The organism is Streptomyces sp. NPDC015130 (assembly GCF_043080005.1).
Lineage (GTDB): Bacteria > Actinomycetota > Actinomycetes > Streptomycetales > Streptomycetaceae > Streptomyces.
This window is the reverse complement of record NZ_JBIBVC010000014.1, coordinates 58576-81972: the sequence shown is the minus strand read 5'-3', so window position 1 is coordinate 81972 and position 23397 is coordinate 58576. Positions and strand designations below refer to the sequence as shown.

Here is a 23397-nt window from a genome sequence, read left to right as displayed (position 1 = left end):
CCTCTCTCACTCCCTGGGACAGCAACCCATGACTGACAAGACTGCTCACACCGGAAAGAACACTGGCGGCGGCGACGTCCGTCTCACCGGGATCAGCAAGGCGTACGGCTCCTTCACCGCCGTCCACCCGCTCGACCTGACCGTCCCGCAGGGCTCCTTCTTCGCCCTGCTCGGCGCCTCCGGCTGCGGAAAGACCACCACCCTGCGCATGATCGCCGGCCTGGAGGACCCGAGCACCGGCACCGTCTTCCTCGGCGACAAGGACGTCACGGACCTCCCGCCGTACAAGCGGCCGGTCAACACCGTCTTCCAGTCCTACGCGCTCTTCCCGCACATGGACATCTCCGAGAACATCGCCTTCGGCCTGCGCCGCCGCGGCATCAAGTCCGTGAAGAAGCAGGTCGACGAGATGCTGGAGCTCGTCCAGCTCGGCGACAAGGCCCGCCACAAGCCGCACCAGCTCTCCGGCGGCCAGCAGCAGCGCGTCGCCGTGGCCCGCGCGCTCATCAACCACCCGCAGGTCCTGCTCCTCGACGAGCCGCTCGGCGCGCTCGACCTCAAGCTGCGCCGCCAGATGCAGCTGGAGCTCAAGCGGATCCAGACCGAGGTCGGCATCACCTTCGTCCACGTCACCCACGACCAGGAGGAGGCCATGACCATGGCCGACCAGGTCGCGGTGATGAACGGCGGCCGGGTCGAGCAGCTCGGCGCCCCCGCCGACCTGTACGAGAACCCGCAGACCACCTTCGTCGCCAACTTCCTCGGCACCTCGAACCTCATCGAGGCCGAGGTCCTGGAGACCGGTTCGGACGTGGTGGTCACGGCCGGCGGCGGCAAGCTCCGGGTCCCCGGCGACCGCTGTACCTCCGCCGTCCGCCAGGGCGGCAAGGTGCTCGTCGGCGTCCGCCCCGAGAAGATCTCGCTCGCGCACGCCGACGACGCGGGCTCGATAGCCGAGGGCCGCAACCGGGTCGTGGGCCGGATCGCCGACTCCTCCTTCATCGGCGTCTCCACGCAGTACGTGGTGAACAGCCCGGCGGGCGCGGAGCTCCAGGTCTACGAGCAGAACATCGAAAGGGACGCGCGACTCCGCCCCGGGGCCGAGGTCGTCCTGCACTGGAACCCGGCGCACACCTTCGGGCTCGACGCCGCCCAGGACATCGACGCGGGCGTGGAGACGGTGGAGGACTCCCTGTGAGCGACGCACGCGAGGCCACCGGCCCGCAGTTGACGACGATGGCCGCACCTCTGCGCCTCGCGGGCGGAGAAGCGAACGAAGGAGGTGCAGCATGAGCACCACCACCCTGACGAAGACGGAGGGTGCGGCGCCGGTCGAGGAACCGGTTCTGCGCAAGCCCTCCACCCGCAAGCGGCTCGTCCCGTACTGGCTGCTGCTGCCCGGCATCATCTGGCTGCTCGTCTTCTTCGCGCTGCCGCTCGTCTACCAGGCCTCGACCTCGGTCCAGACCGGCTCCCTGGAGCAGGGCTTCCAGGTGACCTGGCACTTCCAGACGTACTGGGACGCCTTCACCGAGTACTGGCCGCAGTTCGTCCGCTCCCTGCTGTACGCCGGGACCGCGACCCTGCTCTGCCTGCTGCTCGGCTACCCGCTGGCGTACCTGATCGCCTTCAAGGCCGGCCGCTGGCGCAACCTGCTCCTGGTCCTCGTCATCGCCCCGTTCTTCACCAGCTTCCTCATCCGGACGCTCGCGTGGAAGACGATCCTGGCGGACGACAGCCTCGTCGTCGACGTGCTGAACGCGCTGCACGTCCTCGACGTGACCAGCTGGCTCGGCTGGACCGAGGGCGAGCGCGTGCTCGCCACGCCGATGGCGGTGGTCTGCGGTCTCACGTACAACTTCCTGCCGTTCATGATCCTGCCCCTCTACACCTCCCTGGAGCGGATCGACGGCCGGCTGCACGAGGCCGCGCAGGACCTCTACGCCTCCCCGGCGACGACCTTCCGCAAGGTGACCTTCCCGCTGTCGATGCCCGGCGTCGTCTCCGGCACCCTGCTCACCTTCATCCCGGCGAGCGGTGACTACGTCAACGCCGAACTGCTCGGCTCGACCGACACCAAGATGGTCGGCAACGTCATCCAGTCGCAGTTCCTCCGGGTCCTCGACTACCCGACGGCTGCCGCGCTCTCCTTCATCCTCATGGCGATCGTGCTGGTCATGGTCACCGTCTACATCCGCCGAGCGGGCACGGAGGACCTGGTCTGATGCGTTGGCTCCGGAAGAACCTCGTCGTCGTCGCGGGCCTGCTCACGCTCGCGTACATGATCCTCCCGAACATCGTCGTCATGGTGTTCTCGTTCAACAAGCCGAACGGCCGCTTCAACTACTCCTGGCAGCGCTTCTCGCTGGACGCCTGGAAGGACCCCTGCGGCGTCGCCGACATGTGCGAGTCGCTCTCCCTCTCGCTCCAGCTCGCCGCCTGGTCCACCGTCGGCGCGCTCGTCCTCGGCACGATGATCGCCTTCGCGCTGGTCCGGTACCGCTTCCGGGCGCGCGGCGCGATCAACTCGCTCATCTTCCTGCCGATGGCGATGCCCGAGGTCGTCATGGCCGCCTCGCTGCTCACGCTCTTCCTCAACATGGGCATCGAGCTGGGCTTCTGGACGGTCCTGATCGCCCACATCATGTTCTGTCTGTCGTTCGTCGTGACGGCGGTCAAGGCCCGGGTCATGTCCATGGACCCGCGCCTGGAGGAGGCCGCGCGCGACCTCTACGCGGGCCCCGTGCAGACCTTCCTGCGCGTGACCCTGCCGATCGCCGCGCCCGGCATCGCCGCCGGTGCGCTGCTCGCCTTCGCACTCTCGTTCGACGACTTCATCATCACCAACTTCAACGCGGGCTCCACCGTCACCTTCCCCATGTTCGTCTGGGGCTCGGCGCAGCGCGGAACCCCCGTTCAGATCAACGTCATCGGCACCGCGATGTTCGTCCTCGCGGTAGTCATGGTGGTAGCCGGGCAAATCATTACGAACCGGCGCAAGAAAACAGCAACAGCCTGAGCGAAGAGAAGCTCAGGCACCGAAGGAGTTGGAAACCATGGCCCCAGTTGCCATGCGTCTCGCTGCACAATCTCTCTCCGACGCCCAGCCCGTCCCCTTCTGGCTGGAAGACCCCGGCAAGCCCGGAGCCCTGCCCGCCCTCACCGGCACCGAGAAGTGTGATCTCCTCGTCGTCGGCGGCGGCTACAGCGGACTGTGGACCGCGCTCCTCGCCAAGGAGCGCGAACCCTCCCGGGATGTCGTACTGATCGAAGGCCGCGAGGTGGGCTGGGCCGCCTCGGGCCGCAACGGAGGCTTCTGCGCCGCCTCCCTCACCCACGGCTTCGGCAACGGCCTCGCCCGCTGGCCGGGCGAGCTGGCCAAGCTGGAGGAGCTCGGCGAGCGGAACCTCGACGGGATCGAGGCGGCGGTCGCCCGCTACTCCCTGGACTGCGACTTCGAGCGCACCGGCGAGATCGACGTGGCCACCGAGCCGTACCAGGTCGAGGAACTCCACGAGGTGTACGAGGAGATCGAGCGGCTCGGTCTCGCGGACGGCCTCGAACTCCTCGACCGGGACGCCGTCCGGGCCGAGGTCGACTCGCCGACCTTCCTCGGCGGCCTCTGGGACCGCCGCGGCGTCGCCATGCTCAACCCGGCGAAGCTGGCCTGGGGCCTCAAGCGGGCCTGCCTCGACCTGGGCGTCCGGATCTTCGAGAACACCCCCGGCCTGGAGCTGGTCTCCGTCGGCGCGGGCATGGGTGTGCGCACACCGTACGGCCGGGTCCTCGCCCGCCGGGTCGCGCTCGGCACCAACGTCTTCCCGTCGCTGGTCAAGCGGGTCCGGCACTACACCGTCCCGGTGTACGACTACGCCCTCATGACCGAGCCGCTCAGCCCCGAGCAGCTCGCCTCCGTCGGCTGGAGGAACCGGCAGGGCCTCGGCGACTCCGCCAACCAGTTCCACTACTTCCGGATCACGGCCGACAACCGCATCCTCTGGGGCGGCTACGACGCGATCTACCCCTTCGGCGGCAAGCTCGACGCCGAGATGGACCAGCGCCCGGAGACCTACCTCAAGCTGGCCGAGCACTTCTTCCGCTGCTTCCCGCAGCTGGAGGGCCTGCGCTTCAGCCATGCCTGGGGCGGCGCGATCGACACCTGCTCGCGCTTCTCGGCCTTCTTCGGTACGGCCCACAAGGGCAAGGTCGCGTACGCGGCCGGGTTCACCGGCCTCGGCGTCGGCGCGACCCGCTTCGGCGGGGACGTCATGCTCGACCTGCTCGCGGGCGAGCGCACCGAGCGCACCGAGCTGGACATGGTCCGCTCGAAGCCGCTGCCGTTCCCGCCGGAGCCGATCGCCTGGGCCGGCATCGGCATCACCAAGTGGGCGATGGCCCGCGCCGACGAGAACGGAGGCCGGCGCAACCTCTGGCTGAAGACGATGGACCGGCTGGGCCTGGGCTTCGACAGCTAGGACCTGTCCTAGAGGCTGTCAGAACCCGCGCGTCCTCCCGGGCTGGGCGGGGTCACGGCGTCCGCCGTGGCCCCGCCGCGCCGTTCCCGCCCGCCTGCGCCAGCTCGCCCTCGCCCTCCGTGTCGACGTGCGGCAGGATCCTGTCCAGCCAGCGCGGGGTCCACCAGGCCCACTTCCCGAGCAGGGTCATCACCGCGGGCACGAGCAGCAGCCGCGCGACCGTCGCGTCGATGAGCACGCTCGCGGCCAGGCCGAGCCCCATCATCTTGATCACGATGCTGTCGTTGAGGACGAAGGCCGCGAAGACGCTGACCATGATGAGCGCCGCGCAGGTGATGACCCGCGCGGTGATCTCCAGCGCGTGCGCCACGCTCCCCTTCGCGTCGCCGGTGCGCAGCCACGCCTCGTGGACCCGGGACAGCAGGAAGATCTCGTAGTCCATGCTCAGGCCGAAGACGATGGCGAACATCATCATCGGCACATAGCTCTCGATGGGCACGTCGCCGTTGACCCCGAGCGCCGGTCCGCCCCAGCCCCACTGGAAGACGGCGACGACGACGCCGTACGAGGCGGCGATCGACAGCAGGTTGAGCACCGCCGCCTTGAGCGCCACGAGCGGGCCCCGGAAGACGATCAGGATGACGAGGAACGCGAGCGCGACGACCACGGCGATGATGAGCAGCAGCCGCCCGGAGACGATCTCCAGGAAGTCGACCTGCGCGGCGGTGGTGCCGGTGACGTAGGTGGCCGCGGTGGTGCCCTCGACCGCCTGCGGGAGGACGTCGTCGGACAGGTGCTCGGTCAGGGAGGTCGTGGCCTGGTCCTGCGGGGCGGCGACCGAGTAGGCCGTGGCGATCAGGACGTCGCCGTCCGAGGTCGGGGTGAGCGGGGTGATCAGGGCGGCGTCGGGGACACCGGTGAGCGCCTTCTGGGCCTGGCTCGCCAGGGCGGAGCGGTCGGCCGCGGGGACCGAGGTCTGGTCGATGACCAGTGTCAGGGGCCCGTTGGAGCCGGGGCCGAAGGCCGCGGACATCAGGTCGAAGGCGCGCCGGTCGGTGAAGGACTCCGGGTCCGCGCCGTCGCCGATGTGGCCGAGCTGGATGGAGAACAGCGGGATGGAGAGGACGGCGAGGACGGCGACGCCCGCGCTCAGGAACCACCAGGGACGGCGCTCCACGCGGAGCGCGTAGCGGTGCCAGGTGCCGTGCACCTCGCCGGGTTGCACCTCACCGGCCTGCGCGGCGCCGGCCCGCGCCGCGCCGGGCCGCGCCCCTCCGGGCGCGGCGGCGGGCGTCGGGTCCGTCTCGGCGACGGGGGTGCCGATGTGCAGCCGGTCGATGCGGCGGCCGATGAGCCCGAGCATCGCCGGGACGAGTGTGAGGGCGCCCGCGACGGCCGTGACCACGGTGGACGTCGCCGCCAGGCCCAGCAGTCCGATGAAGCTCAGCCCGGAGACCCACAGTCCGGAGAGGGCGATGATGACGGTGCAGCCCGAGACGAGGACGGCCCGGCCGCTGGTCGCGGTGGCCAGGCCGGCCGCCGTGACCGGGTCCTGGCCGTTCATCAGCAGCTGCCGGTGCCGGGTGATCAGGAAGAGCGCGTAGTCGATGCCGACGCCGATGCCGATCATCGTGGCCAGGGTCGGCGAGACGGTCGCGAAGGTCCAGACGGAGGCGAGGAGACCGAGCACCGCGAGGCCGCAGACGGCCGCCACCAGGGCGGTGACCAGGGGCAGCACGGCGGCGATGAGGCTGCCGAAGCCGATGATCAGGACGACGATCGCGACCCCGAAGCCGATCATCTCGCTGACCCGGTCGTCCGCCTCGGGCCGGGCCAGCTCGCCCAGCGAACCGCCGTACTCGACCTGCACCCCGGCGGCGCGCAGGGGTTCCACGGCGCTGTCCACCCCGGTCAGGTAGTCGTCGCCGAGGGTGCCGGGCTGGACGTCGAAGCGGACGGTGATGTACGCGGTCTTGCCGTCCGTGGACAGCGGGCCGACGTTCGGGGTGCCCGGGGGAGGGGAGGGCGGGGTGCTGCCGGGCGCCGGGAGCGGGTCCGTGGCGTTCAGGACGTGCGGAAGCTTCTTCAGCGAGGCGACCGCGGACGAGATCTGGTCGCTGACGCCCGTGAGCGGCTTGGCGCCGTCGTACAGCACCACCTGCGCGCTGTAGCCGCCGGCGGCGGGCTCGTGTGCGCGCAGCACGTCGAGCCCGTCCTGGGACTGGGTGCCGGGCAGCGCGTAGTTGTCCGAGTACTCGCCGCCGTACGCGTGGTTCAGCCCGACCAGGGCGCCCAGGGCCACCACCCAGGCGGCCAGCACGACGACGAAGTGCCGGGCCGACCACTCGCCGGTACGCCGCAGCAACCCCTTGCGGGCGGCCTTGCCGGCCGGTGCGGCACCACCCGGCGCGGTACCACCCGATGACTGCGGAAACGGCATGGGTACTCCCGTAACGAGGCCGGTGCGACTGGGCAGGACGGAGGCCCATACGAACACGGAGGGCCCGGCGACCGAGGGAGCCCGCCCACCCGGCCCGCGGCCGTCCACCCGATCGGACGCCCGCCGTACGCCGCGTGATCCGGATCACTTTCAACCCGTGCCCCGAAGTCGCGTAAGAGAAGGCGCCGACCCCGCTCTCTCCGGGTGGACACCGTGTCCACGCGGAAGGAGATCGTTGTGATGACTGGTACGGGGGCCACGGGCGCCAGGAGTGCGGTGGACTGGCTGGCATCGGTGGCACCGGATCCCGATGCCTGCCGGTGGGAGTGGGAGCGCAACCCGCACGGGGTCGCGCTGCTGCCCGCCGGCCGCCGCTGGGACGTCCTGATCCTCCCGGGGGAGCTCGGATATCCCACCCTCGACGTGCTGGGCCGCCTGGTGGACCGGCCGGGACCGGTCCTCGCCGACTTCGGCGACGCCCGGATCGGCTTCTTCGTCCCGCCGGGCACCGCCGCCCGCTGGCTCGGCACCGGGGTGCGCAGCGCCGGCTCCGGCACCTGGATCGTCGTCCCGTACCCGGGGCGGGCGACCGGGGGTGTCCGCTGGCTGGTGGCACCGGACGGGGCGGGCACCCTCAACGACGCCGCGCTCCTGGAGCTGGCGATGCACGAGGCGGCGGGCGGGCTGGCCAGGGGCGAAGGGGGATCGCCGGGGGCTTGAGGCGAGTCGGGGCCGGGGGCTTGAGGCGAGCCGGGGCCGGGGGCCGACGCGAGCCGGGGCCGGGGGCTTGAGGCGAGCTGGGGCCGGGGGCCGACGCGAGCCGGGGCCGGGGGCCGACGCGAGCCGGGTCAGGGGCCTGACCCGAGCCAGGTCCGGGGGCCGACGCGAGCCGGGTTCCGGCTCCCGCGCGAGTCCCGCGCGAGACAGAGGTCTTGACCACTTGATTGGTCTGGACCATGCTGTGGCGCGCTCGTTCCCCCTCGAATTCCCCCACCCCCGGAGGCAGTTGTGGACCGCACCAGACCCCTCACCCTGCTGTTGGCGGGCGCCCTCGCCGCCGGCGGGCTCCTGGCACTCACCCCCGTGGCCGCCGTGGCCGCCGACGCCGAACTCGCCCGCAACGGCGGCTTCGAGGCCGGCCTCGACGGCTGGACCTGCACGGCGGGCAGCGGCGTCGTCGTCTCGTCGCCCGTACACGGCGGGACGAGGGCGCTCCAGGCCACCCCGGCCGGCAGCGACAACGCCAAGTGCTCCCAGACCGTCACCGTCAAGCCCAACTCCTCGTACGAGCTGAGCGGCTGGGTCCGCGGCAGCTACGTCTACCTCGGCGCCTCCGGCACCGGCACCACCGACGTCTCCACCTGGACCTCCTCCGCCCCCTCCTGGCAGCGGCTCTCCACCAGGTTCACCACCGGTGCCTCGACCACCTCGGTCACCCTCTACACCCACGGCTGGTACGGCACCCCCGCCTACCAGGCCGACGACCTCTCCCTCTTCGGCCCCGGCGGCGACCCGGTCCAGCTCCCGACCGCCCCCACCGGCCTCGCCGCGGGCTCCCCGACCTCCACCACCGTGCCGCTGACCTGGGCCGCGGTCTCCGGCGCCACCTCGTACCACGTCTACCGCGGCACGACGAAGGTCCAGACGGTCACCGGCACCTCGGCCACCGTCACCGGGCTCACGGCCTCCACCCCGTACACCTTCCAGGTCACCGCCGCGAACAGCGCCGGCGAGTCCCCGAAGTCGGCCGCCGTGACCGCCACCACGACCAGCGGCGGCGGGGGCGACGACCCCGGCCTGCCCGCGCACGCCCTCGTCGGCTACCTCCACGCCAGCTTCGCCAACGGCTCCGGCTACACCCGCATGGCCGACGTCCCCGACTCCTGGGACGTCATCAACCTCGCCTTCGGCGAACCCACCTCCGTGACCTCCGGCGACATCCGCTTCAGCCTCTGCCCCGCCACCGAATGCCCGAACGTCGAGTCCGTCGTGGACTTCAAGGCGGCCATCAAGGCCAAGCAGGCCGCGGGCAAGAAGGTCCTCATCTCCATCGGCGGCCAGAACGGCCAGGTCCAGCTCTCCACCACCGCCGCCCGCGACACCTTCGTCTCTTCCGTGTCGAAGATCATCGACGAGTACGGCCTCGACGGCCTCGACATCGACTTCGAGGGCCACTCCCTGTCGCTCCAGACCGGCGACACCGACTTCCGCAACCCCACGAGCCCGGTCATCGTCAACCTGATCCAGGCGGTCAAGACCCTCAAGGCCAAGTACGGCGCCGACTTCGTCCTGACGATGGCCCCGGAGACCTTCTTCGTCCAGCTCGGCTACCAGTACTACGGCTCCGGCCCCTGGGGCGGCCAGGACCCGCGCGCGGGCGCCTACCTCCCGGTCATCCACGCCCTGCGCGACGACCTCACCCTGCTCCACGTCCAGGACTACAACTCGGGCTCCATCATGGGCCTCGACAACCAGTACCACTCGATGGGCGGCGCCGACTTCCACATCGCCATGACCGACATGCTGCTCACCGGCTTCCCGGTCGCGGGCAACAGCGAACGCTTCTTCCCGGCCCTCCGCCCCGAGCAGGTCGCCATCGGCCTCCCCGCCTCCACCCAGGCGGGCAACGGCCACACCAGCCCGGCCGAGGTCAACAAGGCCCTCAACTGCCTCACGAAGAAGACCGACTGCGGCTCTTACCAGACCCACGGCACCTGGCCCGCCCTGCGCGGCCTGATGACCTGGTCGATCAACTGGGACCGCTACAACCAGTGGCAGTTCTCGCAGAACTTCGACGCCTACAACTGGAGCTGACGGCCCGAACGCCGACGCCCGCAAGGGGAGCCGGCGGCCCGTACGTCAGCCGAGGAGCTCGGTGAACAGCCGGGTCGCGGCCCGCGAGGGCCCCGGCCCGGCGAGTTCACCGAGCACCGCCCGCAGATCCACCGGCACCGCCCGCACCCGCCCCGCCACCGGCCCGCCGAGCTCCCGCACCGCGACCCGGACCCGTCCCGCCGGCCGGTCGCCGGGATGGAGCAGCACACAGACCGGCGGCTCTCCCCCGGGACGGCTGCCGAGCGTCCGCGCGTACAGGAACGCCTGGTACAGATCCGCGGGGGAGAGCTTCCGCTCGTCGTACAGCTTGTACTTCACGTCCACCGGCAGCCGGAACACTTCCCCGTCCCGCCGCCCCGACACCAGCAGGTCCGGCCGCACCTCACCGTGGTCGCGCCCGGCCCGCTCGTCGACCAGCACCCCCCGCCGCCCGGCCTGCGGGCTCACGAGCAGTCCGGAACCGGCCGCGCCCCACTCGACCAGCCGGGTCACGAAGGACTCGAAGAGGCGGTTCATGTCGACGAGGAAGGCCCGCGCCGCGAGCGGCCCCGAGGAGAACAGGCCGTCGAGACCGCCCCCGCACAGCAGCAGCCCGGCCCAGCGGTGCGCGGGCCGGTAGTGCTCGTTGTGCCGGTGGTACGCCAGACCGGCCAGCAGCGTCCGGACGTCCCCCGGCGGGGTCGGCGCGTGCGCCGCGAACCCGGCGGCCGCCCGGCGCGCCCGGGCCCGCACCCCGGGCGCCCGGGCGGTACGGGCCGCGAGGGCGAGCGCGGCGGCGCACAGCCGGTTGTCGGCGATGTCGCCCTCGTGCTCCTCGAAGCGGCAGGCCAGCCGGTCGAGCCTGCCGTGGTGCCGCAGCAGCTGCCGGTCCGGCAGCAGCCGCCCCCGTACCACCGGAAGATCGTCCTCGACGGTCAGGTAGTCGCGCCGGACCCCGTGCCGCAGCAGCCGCTCGCCGTGCTCGACGACCATCAGACAGACCAGGTCCCGGAGGTTCGGCGCGCCGTCCCGGAACTCCTGGCCGGTGGGCAGCGGGTCGCGCGCCGCCCCCCACGCCAGGTCGAGCATCCGCAGCACGTCGAGCTCCGTGCCCAGGTACTTCGGCCGGACGCGGATCTCGCAGCCGTCGAGGCGCACCGACCCCACGTACTGGGCGGCCGTCACCTCGACCTTCTCCCCGGCGAGTTCGCGCACGCGCAGGCGCGCGTCGAGCGCGCCGTCGGCGAGGAGCCGCCGGTCGGCGTCCGTCAGGCGGACCCCCCGGAAGACCGCGCTCCCGTACTCGCCCAGTTCGAGGACCCGGTCACCGCTCACCGGCACCGACCTGCAGCTCCTCGTAGAGCAGGGTCACGAGCCGCTCGTCCGTCACGTCCCGCAGCGTGTGCGTGACGGGATCGACGAGCTCCTCGCCCAGGAAGCCCGCGAGCAGGGTGTAGTCGTCGTACGCGTACTCCTGGAGCAGCGGCAGGATCTCGCCCCGGACCACCGCCGCGAACTCCGCCGGGTCGGCCACCGGCGCGCCCTCCGGCAGCAGGAAGGCGTGCCCGATCTGCTTCTCCCGGTCGAGTGCGCCCCGGATCCGCCGATTCAGCTCGTCGAGGAAGGTCGCGAGCTCCAGCTCGCCGACCCGGCGGTCGAGCAGCGGGCCGGAGTCGGGGAGGAGTTCGAGGAAGGCGAAGCGGCGGCGGATCGCCGCGTCGAGCATCCGGACCGAGCGGTCGGCGGTGTTCATCGTGCCGAGGATCCGGACGTTCGACGGCACCCTGAAGGGCTCGCCGGTGAGCGGCAGGACGACGGGCAGCCCGCGCTTGTCCTTCTCCAGGACGGTGATCAGCTCGCCCAGGATGCGGGGCAGATTGCCCCGGTTGAGCTCGTCGACGACGACCAGGTGCGGCCGTCCGGGGTTCGCCGCGGCCGCCTCGCAGACCCGCTTGAAGGCGCCCGGGACCGGCTCCAGGGAGAACCCGGAGGAGCCCTTGACCGGGCGCAGCCCCTCGACGAAGTCCTCGTACCCGTAGCTCGGGTGGAAGGTGACCACGGTCAGCCGCCCCGACGCGGTGAGGGCGTCGACGGTCGCCCGGAAGGCGGGCGTGCCGGGGTCGGCGAGCGGATCCACCCCGGGCACGTCGTCGGAGAGCTCGCCGAGCCGCCGTACCGCGTACCGCAGCGCGTGGTACGTCTTGCCGGTGCCCGGCGGCCCGAACAGGACGGCCTGCCCGCGCCGTTCCAGGGCGTCGTCGATCCGCTGGAGGTCGGCGTCGAGGGGCGGGATCTCCACCGGCTCGGCCTCGTCCTCCGCGTACGCCGCGTCCGCCGCGTACTCCCCGGCCGCCGCCCCGGCCGGCTCCGTGGCGCCCGGAGCGGGGCTCTGCGGTGCGCCGGCCAGCTTCTGGATCCGGCGCCACAGCGCGGACGGAACCTCCGTGACGGTCCGCCCCGCCCACTCCGCGACCGGCTCGTCGAGCGTCCCGGCGCAGGAGTCGTCCCACTCCACGGCGACCGTGTGCCGGTGGTCCGGCAGCTCCGCCCGCCACGCGTAGCCGTCCCCGACGACCCGGCCGACGGCGAGGACGCGGCTGCGGCCGGAGGCCGCCACGACACGGTCGCCGACGCGCAGTTCGAGCAGCCGCCACAGGTCGGCCGCGCGCCCCGCGGCCCCCTCGGCGGCCCGCTCCGGCGGCATCCCGGCGCCGGCGAGCGCCTCGGCGTACGCGGCCTTGAACTCGTCCAGGTCGGCGTACCCGTGCAGGTCCCCGGCCGTCCCGGCGTCGACGGCGATGTGCCCCGCCGCCCGGAACCCGTCCCAGCGCGCGGCGTCCGGCACCCCGATCCGGACGACCCGGGCCGCGGTCCTGCGCACCGGCGCCCACCAGTCGAGGAAGTACCAGACGAGCTGGGGGTGCCAGCCCGCGAAGCGCGGGTCCTTGTCCAGCAGGGACTTGAGGGCCTCCTTGCGGGCGAACGGCTGGAGCGTCGCCGAGGCGCCGGGGAAGGCGAGCCGGTCGAGATAGTGCTGCGTGAAGCTGTCCGCGTAGATCGGCAGGATCGCGTCGGGGGCGTACACCCGCAGCGTCTTGGCGACGACGGTGATGCCGGAGCGGACGGCCGGCAGGTCGTCGATGTCCCGGACCCGGCCCTGCCGCGCGGCGGTGACCGCCTCCACGATCCCGGACCGGACCGCCGCCCAGGCCTCGTCGACGCCGCCGTACCCCTTGTCGTGCCACCAGCCGTGGTCCTTGCGGCTGTAGTAGACGAGGTGCTTCATCGCCGAGCCGCCGGTGATGCTGCCGAGCGCCTTGCTGCCGTACTCCAGGGCATGGCTGTAGACCTGGCCGTCGGCGTCCGGCTGCCCGAGGGCGTAGCGCTCGACCGGCATGGCGGGCCAGTCCTCCCACGGGAAGGCCGCGCTGATCGCCTCCGCGTCCCGGTCCGCCGCCTCGACCGCGGCCTGGTGCCGGTCGCGGTCGAAGACCTTCAGGGCATCGTCGACCGGCCAGTACTCCAGGGACTCGGCGTACGTGTCGGTCACGGGGCGCAGCGCGCAGGAGCAGACGCCGGTGATCGGCCGCCCCTTGCCGTTGAACAGCCCGATCTCCGTGGAGTGGGCGGCGGGGTCGGCGGCGTCGAGCACCCTGCGCCACAGCACGCCGTCCGGATCGGCGAAGCGGGGGAGCGTCCCGCCGTCGCTGAGGTGGGGGCAGCCCGGATCGTGGTGGAGCTTGCTGCCGTGGCCGGGCAGGACGACCTCGCCGCCCGACGGGGTCAGCTCGTGGGCCCGTCCTCCGACCGTGACCGCGTACCGCTGGACCGCTTCCCCCATGTCCCCTCCTCCTGCCGGGCGTCCGGCGCGGCACGACCGTACCGCGCGGCGAACACCGGCCACCGCAGAAGCGGGAGACAGAGCGCGACGCTCGCCAGCACGTCCAGCGGCCAGTGGTAGCCGCGCAGGACCAGACCGGTCCCCGTGACGGCCGTCAGGGCGGCGGCGAGGGGGATCAGCCGGTTCGAGACGAGGAAGGCCGCGCCGAAGTAGGCGACCATCGCGGTGGCCGTGTGGCCCGAGGGGTAGTAGCCGGCGGCCCAGGGCTCCAGGGGTCCGGGGCGGGCCGTCCACTCCTTCAGCGGGATCACCAGGAGCGGTACGAGGACCATGGCCAGCCCCGCGAACAGGGCCGCGAGCCGTCGGCCGCGCCATGCCGCGTACGCCATGGCGCAGGCGAGGACCGGCAGAGCGACCGTCATGTTGCCGAGGTCGGAGGCGAGTTCGCTCCAGGACCGGGGGACCGCGTCCACCAGTGAGCGGGACACCCGCTCGTCGAGCCTGGCGAAGGGGCCGTGGACGAGCACCTGCCAGGTCACGACGGCGAAGGCGACGAGCGCCGAGAAGAGAGCCGGCCGCCCTGGAACAGGGGGGGTGGTTCCAGGGCGGCCGAGGGGATCGGGCTGCCGCGCGCCCCGGGGGGTGTGGGGCGGGCGGCCATCCGATCGGTGAGGAGTCCCGGAGCACGAGGCTCCAGCGGTGTGCGCCAAGGCACGGTCTGGACGGGGCTGGGGAGGCTCCGCCCGGGGTGTTTCTCTCATCTGCAGAAACCGTACGTCAGAGAAGAGGGGGCCGACAGCGGGAACGGCATCCCGCCATCGGCCCCCCACAGAGTCTTCACACCGTGTGTGAGAACCGGCCGCGACCGGACCGGAACCCGACCAGGACGCGTGCTCGCCAGGACGCGTGCTCGACCAGGACCCGTGCTCGGCCCGGGGCCGAGCACGGCAACGGGACCGGAGCTCAGATCTGGGCGAACGCGCTCTCGATGACGTCGAGGCCCTCGTTCAGGAGGTCCTCGCCGATGACCAGCGGCGGCAGGAAACGCAGCACGTTGCCGTAGGTGCCGCAGGTCAGGACCAGCACGCCCTCGGCGTGGCAGGCCTTCGCCAGCGCGCCCGCGGCCTCCGCGAACGGCTCCTTGGTCGCCGGGTCCTTCACGAGCTCGATGGCGATCATGGCGCCGCGGCCGCGGATGTCGCCGATGATCGGGAACTTCTCCTGCATGGCGGTGAGGCGGGTCTTCATGACCTCCTCGATGCGCTTCGCCTTGCCGTTGAGGTCGAGCTCCTTCATCGTCTCGATGGAGCCGAGCGCACCGGCGCAGGCGACCGGGTTGCCGCCGTAGGTGCCGCCCAGGCCGCCGCCGTGGACGGAGTCCATGATCTCGGCGCGGCCGGTGACGGCGGCGAGCGGCAGACCGCCCGCGATGCCCTTGGCGGTCGTGATGAGGTCCGGGACGATGCCCTCGTCCTCACACGCGAACCACTGGCCCGTACGGCAGAAGCCGGCCTGGATCTCGTCGGCGACGAAGACGATGCCGTTGTCGTTGGCGAACTTCACGATGGCCGGCAGGAAGCCCTTGGCCGGCTCGATGAAGCCGCCCTCGCCGAGGACCGGCTCGATGACGATCGCGGCGACGTTCTCGGCGCCGATCTGCTTGGTGATGTTGTCGATCGCCTGGGCGGCGGCCTCGGGGCCGCAGTTCTCGGCACCGGTGGGCCAGCGGTAGCCGTAGGCGACCGGCACGCGGTAGAGCTCGGGGGCGAACGGACCGAAGCCCTGCTTGTACGGCATGTTCTTCGCCGTCATGCCCATGGTGAGGTTCGTACGGCCGTGGTAGCCGTGGTCGAAGACGACGACGGCCTGGCGCTTGGTGTACGAACGGGCGATCTTCACCGCGTTCTCGACGGCCTCGGCGCCCGAGTTGAACAGCGCGGACTTCTTGGCGTGGTCGCCCGGGGTCAGCTCGGCCAGCGCCTCGCAGACCTCCACGTAGCCCTCGTACGGCGTCACCATGAAACAGGTGTGGGTGAAGTCCCGGAGCTGCGCGGAGGCGCGGCGGACGACGGCCTCGGCGGAGGCGCCGACGGAGGTCACGGCGATGCCGGAGCCGAAGTCGATCAGGCGGTTGCCGTCGACGTCCTCGATGATGCCGCCGCCGGCCCGCTTCGTGAAGACGGGCAGCGTGGAGCCCACGCCCCCGGCGACGGTGTCCAGCCGACGAGCCTGAAGCTCCAGCGACTTCGGACCGGGAATGGCGGTGACGACGCGCCGCTCCTGCGGGACAGCGTTCATGCGGGGCTCCTGGGGGTGTTCTGGACGCACTTGCGGGTTTCCTCCGCAGGCTAGGCGCGGCGGAGGGGGTGAGGCATGCGCCGATCGGGAGTGGTAACGGGTGTGTCGTTGTCCGGGATGGACATGGCGACCCCGTTTCCACCTCCCAGGGTGACGGTTTCCGCCACTCGGCGGCGATCGGCCGTACGGGTGGGCGAAACCCCTCCGGGTCGCTCCGGGCCCACTAGATTGACGAGGGCACAGAGGCGGCGACCTGGCTGGTCAGGGGGCAGGGGTACATGGAGACCGACGGCACGTACGAGTCACACGACACGAGGAAGAGCGCGGTACCCCACCCGGCGGTGCCGCCCGGGCCGCCCTCTCAGCCTCCTTCACTGCCACTGGTCGGGCAGACGGGGATGCCACCCCATCCAGCCGCACAGACCCGCGTGCCGCCGCCGCCCGCACATGCACCCACACGAGTCGGGGTGGCCGAGTGGCTCCGTGTCCCGCGACCTGACGCGGCCCCCGGCGTCTGGCGTCTCGGGCACCGCGAGCGGCCGGCGCAGGCACCGAACCTCGTCCCCGGCCGCCAACTGCTCACCGGTTCCTTGATGGCGTACCTGTGCGGCTGGCTGCTGTGGTCGCTGCTGTGGAACGAATACCTGGAGGGGTGGTGGATCTTCGTCAACGACTGGTGGCTGCTGCCGATGCTGTGGCTCGTGCCCGCCGAATGGCAGTCCGCGGCCAGCCCTCACTACGCGCTGTACATCGCGGCGACCTATCTCTGGTACGCGGTCGTTCTCAGCCTCTTCGCCGTCGGGTTTGGCCGCGTCGGGAACTGGCGGGAGGTCTGGCAGCGCTACGGCGTGCCCATCTGGCCCCTGTTCGTGCTTCTTCCGGGTGTCTGGCGCGAGATGCCCCGGACGGTCACCTGGCTCGCCTGGGTCTCCAACCTCTACTACGTGCTCCTGGTCGCGACGTTCGTCACGGTCTTGGGGCGAGTCGGCACCTGGGCCCCCGTGCAACGGCGCCTGCGTCCGGCCGCCGCGGCGTTCCCCGCGCCGCCACAGCCGACCGCCGATCCGGTCGGATGGCCCGAACTTCGCGACGCCGGCCTGGTCGAGGCCGCAGCACACCTTGCCGAGGCGACTCGGCAAGGGACGTTGGGAGATGTCGACTACGCCCGGATCAACCGTGCCTGGCAAGGCGTGCGGACCCGCCCCGACCGCCTGCCCGCCTTTACCGAGGCCGTGCGGACCCGGGGTGCAGCCGCCTGCGGTCACCCCTCCGGCAAGCGCGACCTTCCCGTCCGTACCGCCACTCACGACCTCGCCACCGGGCAGGTCCTCATCGGGACCGCCGCCGACCATCCCCGCAACCCCTACGCGCGGCGCACCACAGGCGTCGCCCTGGAGCAGGGCGTGCTCGGGACCTCGCTGCTCGCCGTCGGGCCCGCGGGGTCCGGCAAGACCGCGCGGCTGATCCGGCCCGTCGTCGAGTCGCTCTGCCTCCAGGCCCTCGCCAACCGTGCCGCCGTCGTCGCCGTCACCGCCCACGGCGCCTCGCTCGGCGCCGACGAGGCCTTCGACGTCGTCGTCTCCGTCGGCCGCACGGAGTCCACCCACGACCTCGACCTGTACGGCGGCACCGACGACCCCGACGAGGCCGCCCGGATCCTCGCGGAGGCGCTCGTCGGCGACCTCGTGGCCGACAGCCGCAGGGCCGCCACCGCGCTCGCGCAGCTCATCGGCCCGTTCCGGGCCGCGTACGGTCGCTTCCCCGCCGTCCCCGAGCTGCGCGAACTCCTCTCCGGCACCCCCGCCGCCGTCGACGCCCTCCGGGCGGCCGTCGCCGCCCATCCGGCGCAGCTCCGCGAGCTCGATGCCCGACAGCGCCAGGCCGAGCGCGGCGACGACGCCGGAGTCCTCCTCGCCGAGCGGATCGCCTTCCTCGACCGGCCCGCCTTCGCCGCCTTCTTCGCCACGGTCCCGGACGAACGGCCGCAGTTCTCCCTCCACGCCCTCGAACACCCCCTCCGGGTCCGGGTCGACCTCCCCGAACGCGGCCACGCCGAAGCCTCCCGGATCGTCTCCCGGCTGCTCCTCTCCCAGTTCACGGAGGCCGCCCTCGGACGTCGGGACCGCTCCCTCTTCGCCTGCCTGGTCCTCGACGACGCCACGCACACCGTCACCGGCGAGGCGCTCCGCGCCGTGCAGCGCCTGCGCTCCGCGCACGCCGGCGTCGTCCTCGCCCTGCGCAGCCTGGAGGACGTGCCCGAGGCGCTGCGCGGCCCGCTGCTCGGCGCCGTCGGCTGTCGGATGGCCTTCGCGGGACTCGCACCCTGGGACGGCGGACGGTTCGCGGACACCTGGGGCACCGAGTGGGTCCAGACGAGGGACGTCACGAACCGGCAGATCATCTCCGACGAGCCCCTCACCAAGGCGCTCCACGCGATGCGGCGGATGGTGACCGGCAAGGCGACCACGGCGGAGGCCGTCACCGTCCGGGAGGTGGAGCGGCAGCGGTGGTCCGCGTCCGATCTCGCGCACGCCGTGCCGCCCGGCCACGCCGTCCTCTCGCTCACCCATGTGCGCGGCGAACACACCCCACCGCTCCTCGTCGAGCTCCGCGGCTGAGCGGGGGACTTTCGGCCCTGGCACAATCGGGGGCGCCGCTCGGCTGAGCGGCGCCCCCCTCGCCCAAAGGTCCGACGGTCCCCAATGCCGCCCACCCTCGCCTCGCTCGTGCAGCACTCCGCCCTCAAGCTGATCGTCCGCGCGGGTGAGGACCGCCTCGACACCCCCGTCCGCTGGGCCCACGTCAGCGAGCTGGCCGACCCCGTCCCGTACATGGAGGGCGGCGAGCTCCTGCTCACCACCGCGCTCACGCTGGACGCCGAGGACCTGGAGTCGATGCGGCGCTACGTACGGCGGCTGCTCGGGGCGGGGGTCGTCGGGCTCGGCTTCGCCGTCGGCGTGAACTACGAGGAGATCCCGCCGGCCCTCCTCGACGCGGCCCGCGAGGAGCACCTGCCGCTCCTGGAGGTGCCCCGCAGGACCCCGTTCCTCGCGATCAGCAAGGCGGTCTCCGCGGCCATCTCCGCCGATCAGTACCGCGCCGTCACCGCCGGTTTCGAGGCCCAGCGCGAGCTGACCCGCGCCGCGCTCGCCGAAGGCCCCGAGGCCGTCGTCGCCCGGCTCGCCGCGCACGTCGACGGCTGGGCCGCGTTGTACGACACCTCCGGCACCGTCGTCGCCGTCTCGCCCGAGTGGGCCGCCCGCCGGGCCGCCCGGCTCACTGCCGACGTGGAGCGGCTCCGCGACCGCCCGGCGCCCGCGAGCGCCGTCGTGGGTGGTTCGGACGACCGCGTCGAGCTCCAGTCGCTCGGGAGCGGCCGGCGCGTGCGCGGGGCGCTCGCGGTCGGTACGGGCGCGCCCCTCGGCACCGCCGAGCGGTACGCGGTGCACTCGGCGATCGCGCTGCTGACCCTCACCACGGAGCGCTCCCGTTCGCTCCAGGCGGCCGAGCAGCGGCTCGGCGCCGCGGTCCTGAAGCTGATGCTCGCCGGCCAGCCGGACCACGCGCGCGCGGTGGCCGGGGAGGTGTACGGCGGGCTGCTCGACGCCCCCTTCCGGCTGCTCGTCGCCGAGCCCGCCGGGGGCGTGCCGACGGGGGAGGTCCCGCTGTCGGCCCTCGCCGAGACCCTGGAGACGGCCGCCGCCCGGGCGGGCGAGGCGGTGCTCACGGTCCCGGAGAGCGAGAGCCGGCTCGTCGTCCTCGCCGGGGACGGGGGCGCCGTCGTCACGGCCTGCCACGGGTACACGGAGCGCGAGGCGGAGGAGACCGGGCTCGTCGTCGGCCTCTCGGCCCCGGCCGGACCGGTCGCGGCGGGCACCGCGTACAAGCAGGCCGAGCAGGCGCTCGCGGTGGCCCGGCGGCGGGGCCGCGCGCTCGTCGAGCACGAGGAGCTGGCCGCCGGTTCGGTCCTGCCGCTCCTCGCCGACGACGCCGTGCGCGCCTTCGCCGACGGCATGCTCCGCGCGCTGCGGGAGCACGACGCGACCGGGCGCGGCGACCTGGTGGCCTCGCTGCGCGCCTGGCTCTCCCGGCACGGCCAGTGGGACGCGGCGGCGGCGGACCTGGGCGTCCACCGGCACACCCTGCGTTACCGGATGCGGCGCGTGGAGGAGATCCTGGGCCGCTCGCTGGACGACGCGGACGTACGGATGGAGCTGTGGCTGGCCCTGAAGGCGACGGGCGAGGACACGGCCTGACCCGGCGGCCGACCGCCGCACCCACGCGGGCGAGGACACGGCCTGACCCGGCGGCCGACCGCCGCACCCACGCGGGCGAGGACACGGCGTGACCCCGATGGCCGGCCGCCGCGCACCCTCGCGGGCGAGGACACGGCTGATCCCGATGGCCGGCCGCCGCACCCTCGAAGCGCGGCCCCCCGCCCGCCTACTCCCCCGCCCGCCTACTCGCCCGCCGCGCCCCCGCTGCCCCCCACGCCCCCGTCACCCTGCTGCGTACGGCTCCGCCGGCGGCTGTCGCGTGCCAGCTCGCCGCCCAGCAGGGTCAGCTTCGCCACCGCGCGGACCCAGGGCGGGCCGCCCCGGGATGCCCAGACGACGCAGACGCACCCTCCGACGGCGAGCGCCAGGACGCCGATCAGGACGATCGTGATCATGTTCTTCCCCCATTCGCTGACGTGGTCCGGGTCATCCTCCCACCCCCTCGGCAGAGGGCCGACCCCGTTCCAGCCATCCGGATTCCGGGATCCCTGCCCGAATACGGGCAGTTTTCTTGGTCAGGGGCCCGCAGGCTGCCTACTCTCCTGCTCATGACAAGCCCCGCCGTCGATCCGGCCCCCGAGACGCAGCAGGCCACCACCACGAGCGAGGCCGGCACGCGCACCGCCGCGCCCGCCGCCCGCCGGATCACCGGCGCCGTATGGGCCGCGCTCGGCATCGTGTACGTCGTGTGGGGCTCCACCTACCTCGGCATCCGGATCGTCGTCGAGACGATGCCGCCCTTCCTCTCCGCCGGCGTCCGCTTCGTCACCGCCGGACTGCTCCTCGTCGGGATCATCGCCTGGCGTCAGGGCCCCGCCGCCCTCAAGGTCACCCGCCGGCAGCTCGGCTCGGCCGTCCTCGTCGGCCTGCTCCTGATACTCGGCGGCAACGGGCTCGTCGTCCTCGCCGAGACCTCCATCCCCTCCGGCCTGGCCGCCCTGCTGATCTCCGTCGTCCCCGCCTGGGTCGTGCTCCTGAAGGCCGCCTACGGTCAGCGGCCGACGACCGGCGGACTCGCCGGAGTGGGCCTCGGCCTCGTCGGACTCGCCGTGCTCACGCTGCCGGGGCTCAGCGGAGAGGTGAAGGTCGGCGGCGTCGTCCTCGTCGTCGTGGCGACGCTCCTGTGGTCCGTCGGCTCGTTCTCGTCGGCCCGCCTCCCCATGCCCGGCAACCCCTTCACCGCCAGCGCGTACGAGATGATCGCGGGCGGTCTCGGCGGCCTCACCGTGGCCTTCGTCCGGGGCGAGCAGCACGGCCTCGACGTGACCGCGGTCTCGGGCCGCTCCTGGGCCGCGCTCGCGTACCTGATCGTCTTCGGCTCGCTGATCGCCTTCACCGCGTACGCCTGGCTCCTCCAGGCCGCACCGCTCTCGCTGGTCGCCACGTACGCGTACGTGAACCCGGTCGTCGCCGTCGCCCTCGGCGCCCTCGTCCTCGGCGAGGCCCTGTCCTGGCCCATCGTCCTCGGCGGCGCGATCGTCGTCGGCGGCGTCTGGCTCATCGTCTCGACCGAGCGGCGCACCTGACGCGAGTGAGGGGGCCTGGCGCGCCCGCCGACCCAGGCCTGCCACAGCCGATCCGCCCCGTTCGGCCAAAGCGGACAGAGGTTCACCCCCACCACTCCACACCGGACAAACGCCCCGCCGCCCTCCCGGCCCTAACGTGTCACGAGAGCGATCGCTCGCATCCCCGATACGGAAAGGGCCGGGACGCAATGACGACCACCCACGCCTTCTGGCTCGCCGGCCGCGAGGCCACCGGCGAGGCCACCTTCGACGTCACGAACTCCTTCGACGGACGTCTGGTCGGCAAGGTCAGCGTGCCCACCGAGGCCCAGGTCGAGGAGGCCGTCGCCGCCGCGCACGCCGTCGTCGACGAGTTCGCCGCCACCCCGGCGCACGTCCGCGCCGCCGCCCTCGACCACGTGTCGAAGCGGCTCGCCGAGCGCACCGAGGAGATCGCCCTCCTGATCTCCGCCGAGAACGGCAAGCCGATCAAGTGGGCCCGCGGCGAGGTCGGCCGTGCCGTCTCCGTCTTCCGTTTCGCCGCCGAGGAGGCCCGCCGCTGGAACGCCGGCGAGGCCCAGCGCCTGGACACCGAGGCCGGCGGCGTGGGCCGCCTCGCCCTCACCCGCCGTGTCCCCAAGGGCGTCGTCCTCGGCATCGCGCCGTTCAACTTCCCGCTGAACCTCAGCGCCCACAAGGTCGCCCCGGCCATCGCCGTCGGCGCCCCCATCATCCTCAAGCCGGCCCCGTCGACCCCGATCTCCTCCCTGATCCTGGGCGAGATCCTGGCCGAGACCGAGCTGCCGGCCGGCTCCTGGTCGATCCTGACCGTGCCGAACGACCGCATGCCCGCCCTGGTCAAGGACGAGCGCCTCCCGGTCATCTCCTTCACCGGCTCCGACAAGGTCGGCTACGCCATCCAGGAGTCGGTGCCGCACAAGCACTGCACCCTGGAGCTCGGCGGCAACGCCGCGGCCGTCGTGCTGCCCGACTGGTCCTCCGAGGCCGACCTGGACTGGGCCGCGAGCCGTATCGCCACCTTCTCCAACTACCAGGGCGGCCAGTCCTGCATCTCCGTGCAGCGCGTGATCGCCGACGCCTCGGTCTACGACCGCCTGGTGCCGAAGATCGTCGCCGCCGTCGAGGCCCAGGTCACCGGTGACCCGTCCGACGCCGCCACCGACGTCGGCCCGCTGGTCGACGAGGCCGCCGCCCAGCGCGTCGAGTCCTGGGTCGACGAGGCCGTCGCCGCCGGCGCGAAGCTGCTCACCGGCGGCAAGCGCGAGGGTGCCACCTACGCCCCGACCGTCCTCGCCGAGCTCCCCGCCGACGTCACCCTGGCCCGTGCCGAGGTCTTCGGCCCGGTCCTCACCATCGCCAAGGTCGACGGCGAGGCCGAGGCCTTCGCCGCGGTCAACGACTCGGACTTCGGCCTCCAGGCGGGCGTCTTCACGCGTGACCTGCAGACCGCCTTCCGCGCCCACCGCGCTCTGGAGGTCGGCGGCGTGATCGTCGGCGACGTCCCCTCCTACCGTGCCGACCAGATGCCGTACGGCGGTGCCAAGCGCTCCGGCGTCGGCCGCGAGGGCGTCAAGTTCGCGATGGACGACTACACGTACGAGCGCGTCCTGGTCCTGACGGGCCTCGCGCTCTAACCACCGGACGTACGTCTTCGTACGACCGCGAGACCAGGCGGTCCGAACCCACTGTGCGGGGGTTCGGGCCGCCTCTCGCCTTTCCGGACCCC

General features: G+C 72.6%; 16 protein-coding genes. 10 read left to right on the top strand and 6 right to left on the bottom strand.

Going from position 1 to position 23397, the window contains the following annotated elements; genetic code table 11:
• The first annotated feature begins 28 nt into the window (after positions 1 to 28).
• The 4 genes from ACF08F_RS26570 (at position 29) to ACF08F_RS26555 (ending at position 4475) form a co-directional block, all read left to right on the top strand.
• Positions 29 to 1198 (top strand): ABC transporter ATP-binding protein, encoded by a 1170-nt coding sequence (locus tag ACF08F_RS26570; protein WP_392301047.1) that lies wholly within the window; start codon positions 29 to 31, stop codon positions 1196 to 1198.
• 91 nt (positions 1199 to 1289) lie between these two features.
• Complete coding sequence (locus ACF08F_RS26565) at positions 1290 to 2225, top strand: ABC transporter permease (protein WP_392301046.1); 936 nt, start codon at positions 1290 to 1292, stop codon at positions 2223 to 2225.
• The gene (locus ACF08F_RS26560) at positions 2225 to 3019 is read left to right on the top strand and encodes an ABC transporter permease (protein ID WP_392301045.1); all 795 of its coding nucleotides are present in this window, start codon (positions 2225 to 2227) and stop codon (positions 3017 to 3019) included. Before ACF08F_RS26565 ends, ACF08F_RS26560 begins: the two co-directional genes overlap by 1 nt.
• Positions 3020 to 3056: 37 nt before the next feature.
• On the top strand, positions 3057 to 4475 hold the full coding sequence (locus tag ACF08F_RS26555; protein WP_392301044.1) for an NAD(P)/FAD-dependent oxidoreductase: 1419 nt from the start codon (positions 3057 to 3059) through the stop codon (positions 4473 to 4475).
• A gap of 52 nt (positions 4476 to 4527) precedes the next feature.
• Here ACF08F_RS26555 and ACF08F_RS26550 read toward each other — a convergent pair whose 3' ends face one another.
• Positions 4528 to 6915, bottom strand: a complete 2388-nt coding sequence (locus tag ACF08F_RS26550; RefSeq protein ID WP_392301043.1) for an MMPL family transporter — start codon at positions 6913 to 6915, stop codon at positions 4528 to 4530.
• A 240-nt stretch (positions 6916 to 7155) separates the two neighbouring features.
• Here ACF08F_RS26550 and ACF08F_RS26545 point away from each other — a divergent pair, with 240 nt between their 5' ends.
• Positions 7156 to 7635 carry a hypothetical protein gene (locus tag ACF08F_RS26545; protein WP_392301042.1) on the top strand — a complete coding sequence of 160 codons (480 nt, stop codon included), beginning with the start codon at positions 7156 to 7158 and terminating at the stop codon, positions 7633 to 7635.
• A gap of 288 nt (positions 7636 to 7923) precedes the next feature.
• Positions 7924 to 9729 (top strand): chitinase, encoded by a 1806-nt coding sequence (locus tag ACF08F_RS26540; RefSeq protein ID WP_392301041.1) that lies wholly within the window; start codon positions 7924 to 7926, stop codon positions 9727 to 9729.
• A 45-nt stretch (positions 9730 to 9774) separates the two neighbouring features.
• Here ACF08F_RS26540 and ACF08F_RS26535 read toward each other — a convergent pair whose 3' ends face one another.
• From ACF08F_RS26535 to gabT, 4 genes are all read right to left on the bottom strand, one after another.
• Positions 9775 to 11070 carry an McrC family protein gene (locus ACF08F_RS26535; RefSeq protein ID WP_392301040.1) on the bottom strand — a complete coding sequence of 432 codons (1296 nt, stop codon included), beginning with the start codon at positions 11068 to 11070 and terminating at the stop codon, positions 9775 to 9777.
• Positions 11054 to 13570 (bottom strand): AAA family ATPase, encoded by a 2517-nt coding sequence (locus ACF08F_RS26530; protein ID WP_392301039.1) that lies wholly within the window; start codon positions 13568 to 13570, stop codon positions 11054 to 11056. Before ACF08F_RS26530 ends, ACF08F_RS26535 begins: the two co-directional genes overlap by 17 nt.
• The gene (locus ACF08F_RS26525; RefSeq protein ID WP_392301038.1) at positions 13513 to 14331 is read right to left on the bottom strand and encodes a phosphatase PAP2 family protein; all 819 of its coding nucleotides are present in this window, start codon (positions 14329 to 14331) and stop codon (positions 13513 to 13515) included. The genes ACF08F_RS26530 and ACF08F_RS26525 overlap by 58 nt, the downstream gene beginning before the upstream one ends.
• Before the next feature lie 202 nt (positions 14332 to 14533).
• On the bottom strand, positions 14534 to 15868 hold the full coding sequence (gabT, locus tag ACF08F_RS26520) for a 4-aminobutyrate--2-oxoglutarate transaminase (RefSeq protein ID WP_392301037.1): 1335 nt from the start codon (positions 15866 to 15868) through the stop codon (positions 14534 to 14536).
• Positions 15869 to 16266: 398 nt separating this feature from the next.
• On the opposite strand from gabT, the gene ACF08F_RS26515 reads away from it, so the two are divergent.
• Together ACF08F_RS26515 and ACF08F_RS26510 are read left to right on the top strand one after the other, a co-directional pair.
• Positions 16267 to 18486: an ATP/GTP-binding protein gene (locus tag ACF08F_RS26515; protein WP_392301036.1), complete on the top strand. Its 2220-nt coding sequence runs from the start codon at positions 16267 to 16269 to the stop codon at positions 18484 to 18486.
• An 84-nt stretch (positions 18487 to 18570) separates the two neighbouring features.
• The gene (locus tag ACF08F_RS26510; protein ID WP_392301035.1) at positions 18571 to 20124 is read left to right on the top strand and encodes a PucR family transcriptional regulator; all 1554 of its coding nucleotides are present in this window, start codon (positions 18571 to 18573) and stop codon (positions 20122 to 20124) included.
• A 203-nt stretch (positions 20125 to 20327) separates the two neighbouring features.
• On the opposite strand, the gene ACF08F_RS26505 is transcribed toward ACF08F_RS26510, so the two are convergent.
• Positions 20328 to 20540, bottom strand: a complete 213-nt coding sequence (locus ACF08F_RS26505; RefSeq protein WP_392301034.1) for a hypothetical protein — start codon at positions 20538 to 20540, stop codon at positions 20328 to 20330.
• 153 nt (positions 20541 to 20693) lie between these two features.
• Here ACF08F_RS26505 and ACF08F_RS26500 point away from each other — a divergent pair, with 153 nt between their 5' ends.
• Both ACF08F_RS26500 and ACF08F_RS26495 read left to right on the top strand, forming a co-directional pair.
• The gene (locus tag ACF08F_RS26500) at positions 20694 to 21671 is read left to right on the top strand and encodes an EamA family transporter (protein ID WP_392301033.1); all 978 of its coding nucleotides are present in this window, start codon (positions 20694 to 20696) and stop codon (positions 21669 to 21671) included.
• Positions 21672 to 21859: 188 nt separating this feature from the next.
• A complete protein-coding gene (locus ACF08F_RS26495; RefSeq protein ID WP_392301032.1) occupies positions 21860 to 23305 on the top strand; it encodes an aldehyde dehydrogenase family protein in 1446 nt (481 codons plus the stop codon).
• Positions 23306 to 23397: the final 92 nt, after the last annotated feature.

Excerpts from the sequence above, each read along its gene's own strand:
- ACF08F_RS26510 (WP_392301035.1), top strand. The coding sequence starts at position 18,571 with ATGCCGCCCACCCTCGCCTCGCTCGTGCAGCACTCCGCCCTCAAGCTG.
- ACF08F_RS26550 (WP_392301043.1), bottom strand. The coding sequence starts at position 6,915 with ATGCCGTTTCCGCAGTCATCGGGTGGTACCGCGCCGGGTGGTGCCGCA.
- ACF08F_RS26565 (WP_392301046.1), top strand. The coding sequence starts at position 1,290 with ATGAGCACCACCACCCTGACGAAGACGGAGGGTGCGGCGCCGGTCGAG.
- ACF08F_RS26555 (WP_392301044.1), top strand. The coding sequence starts at position 3,057 with ATGGCCCCAGTTGCCATGCGTCTCGCTGCACAATCTCTCTCCGACGCC.
- ACF08F_RS26500 (WP_392301033.1), top strand. The coding sequence starts at position 20,694 with ATGACAAGCCCCGCCGTCGATCCGGCCCCCGAGACGCAGCAGGCCACC.
- ACF08F_RS26495 (WP_392301032.1), top strand. The coding sequence starts at position 21,860 with ATGACGACCACCCACGCCTTCTGGCTCGCCGGCCGCGAGGCCACCGGC.
- ACF08F_RS26570 (WP_392301047.1), top strand. The coding sequence starts at position 29 with ATGACTGACAAGACTGCTCACACCGGAAAGAACACTGGCGGCGGCGAC.
- ACF08F_RS26530 (WP_392301039.1), bottom strand. The coding sequence starts at position 13,570 with ATGGGGGAAGCGGTCCAGCGGTACGCGGTCACGGTCGGAGGACGGGCC.
- ACF08F_RS26525 (WP_392301038.1), bottom strand. The coding sequence starts at position 14,331 with ATGAGAGAAACACCCCGGGCGGAGCCTCCCCAGCCCCGTCCAGACCGT.
- gabT (WP_392301037.1), bottom strand. The coding sequence starts at position 15,868 with ATGAACGCTGTCCCGCAGGAGCGGCGCGTCGTCACCGCCATTCCCGGT.
- ACF08F_RS26560 (WP_392301045.1), top strand. The coding sequence starts at position 2,225 with ATGCGTTGGCTCCGGAAGAACCTCGTCGTCGTCGCGGGCCTGCTCACG.
- ACF08F_RS26515 (WP_392301036.1), top strand. The coding sequence starts at position 16,267 with ATGCCACCCCATCCAGCCGCACAGACCCGCGTGCCGCCGCCGCCCGCA.
- ACF08F_RS26545 (WP_392301042.1), top strand. The coding sequence starts at position 7,156 with ATGACTGGTACGGGGGCCACGGGCGCCAGGAGTGCGGTGGACTGGCTG.
- ACF08F_RS26505 (WP_392301034.1), bottom strand. The coding sequence starts at position 20,540 with ATGATCACGATCGTCCTGATCGGCGTCCTGGCGCTCGCCGTCGGAGGG.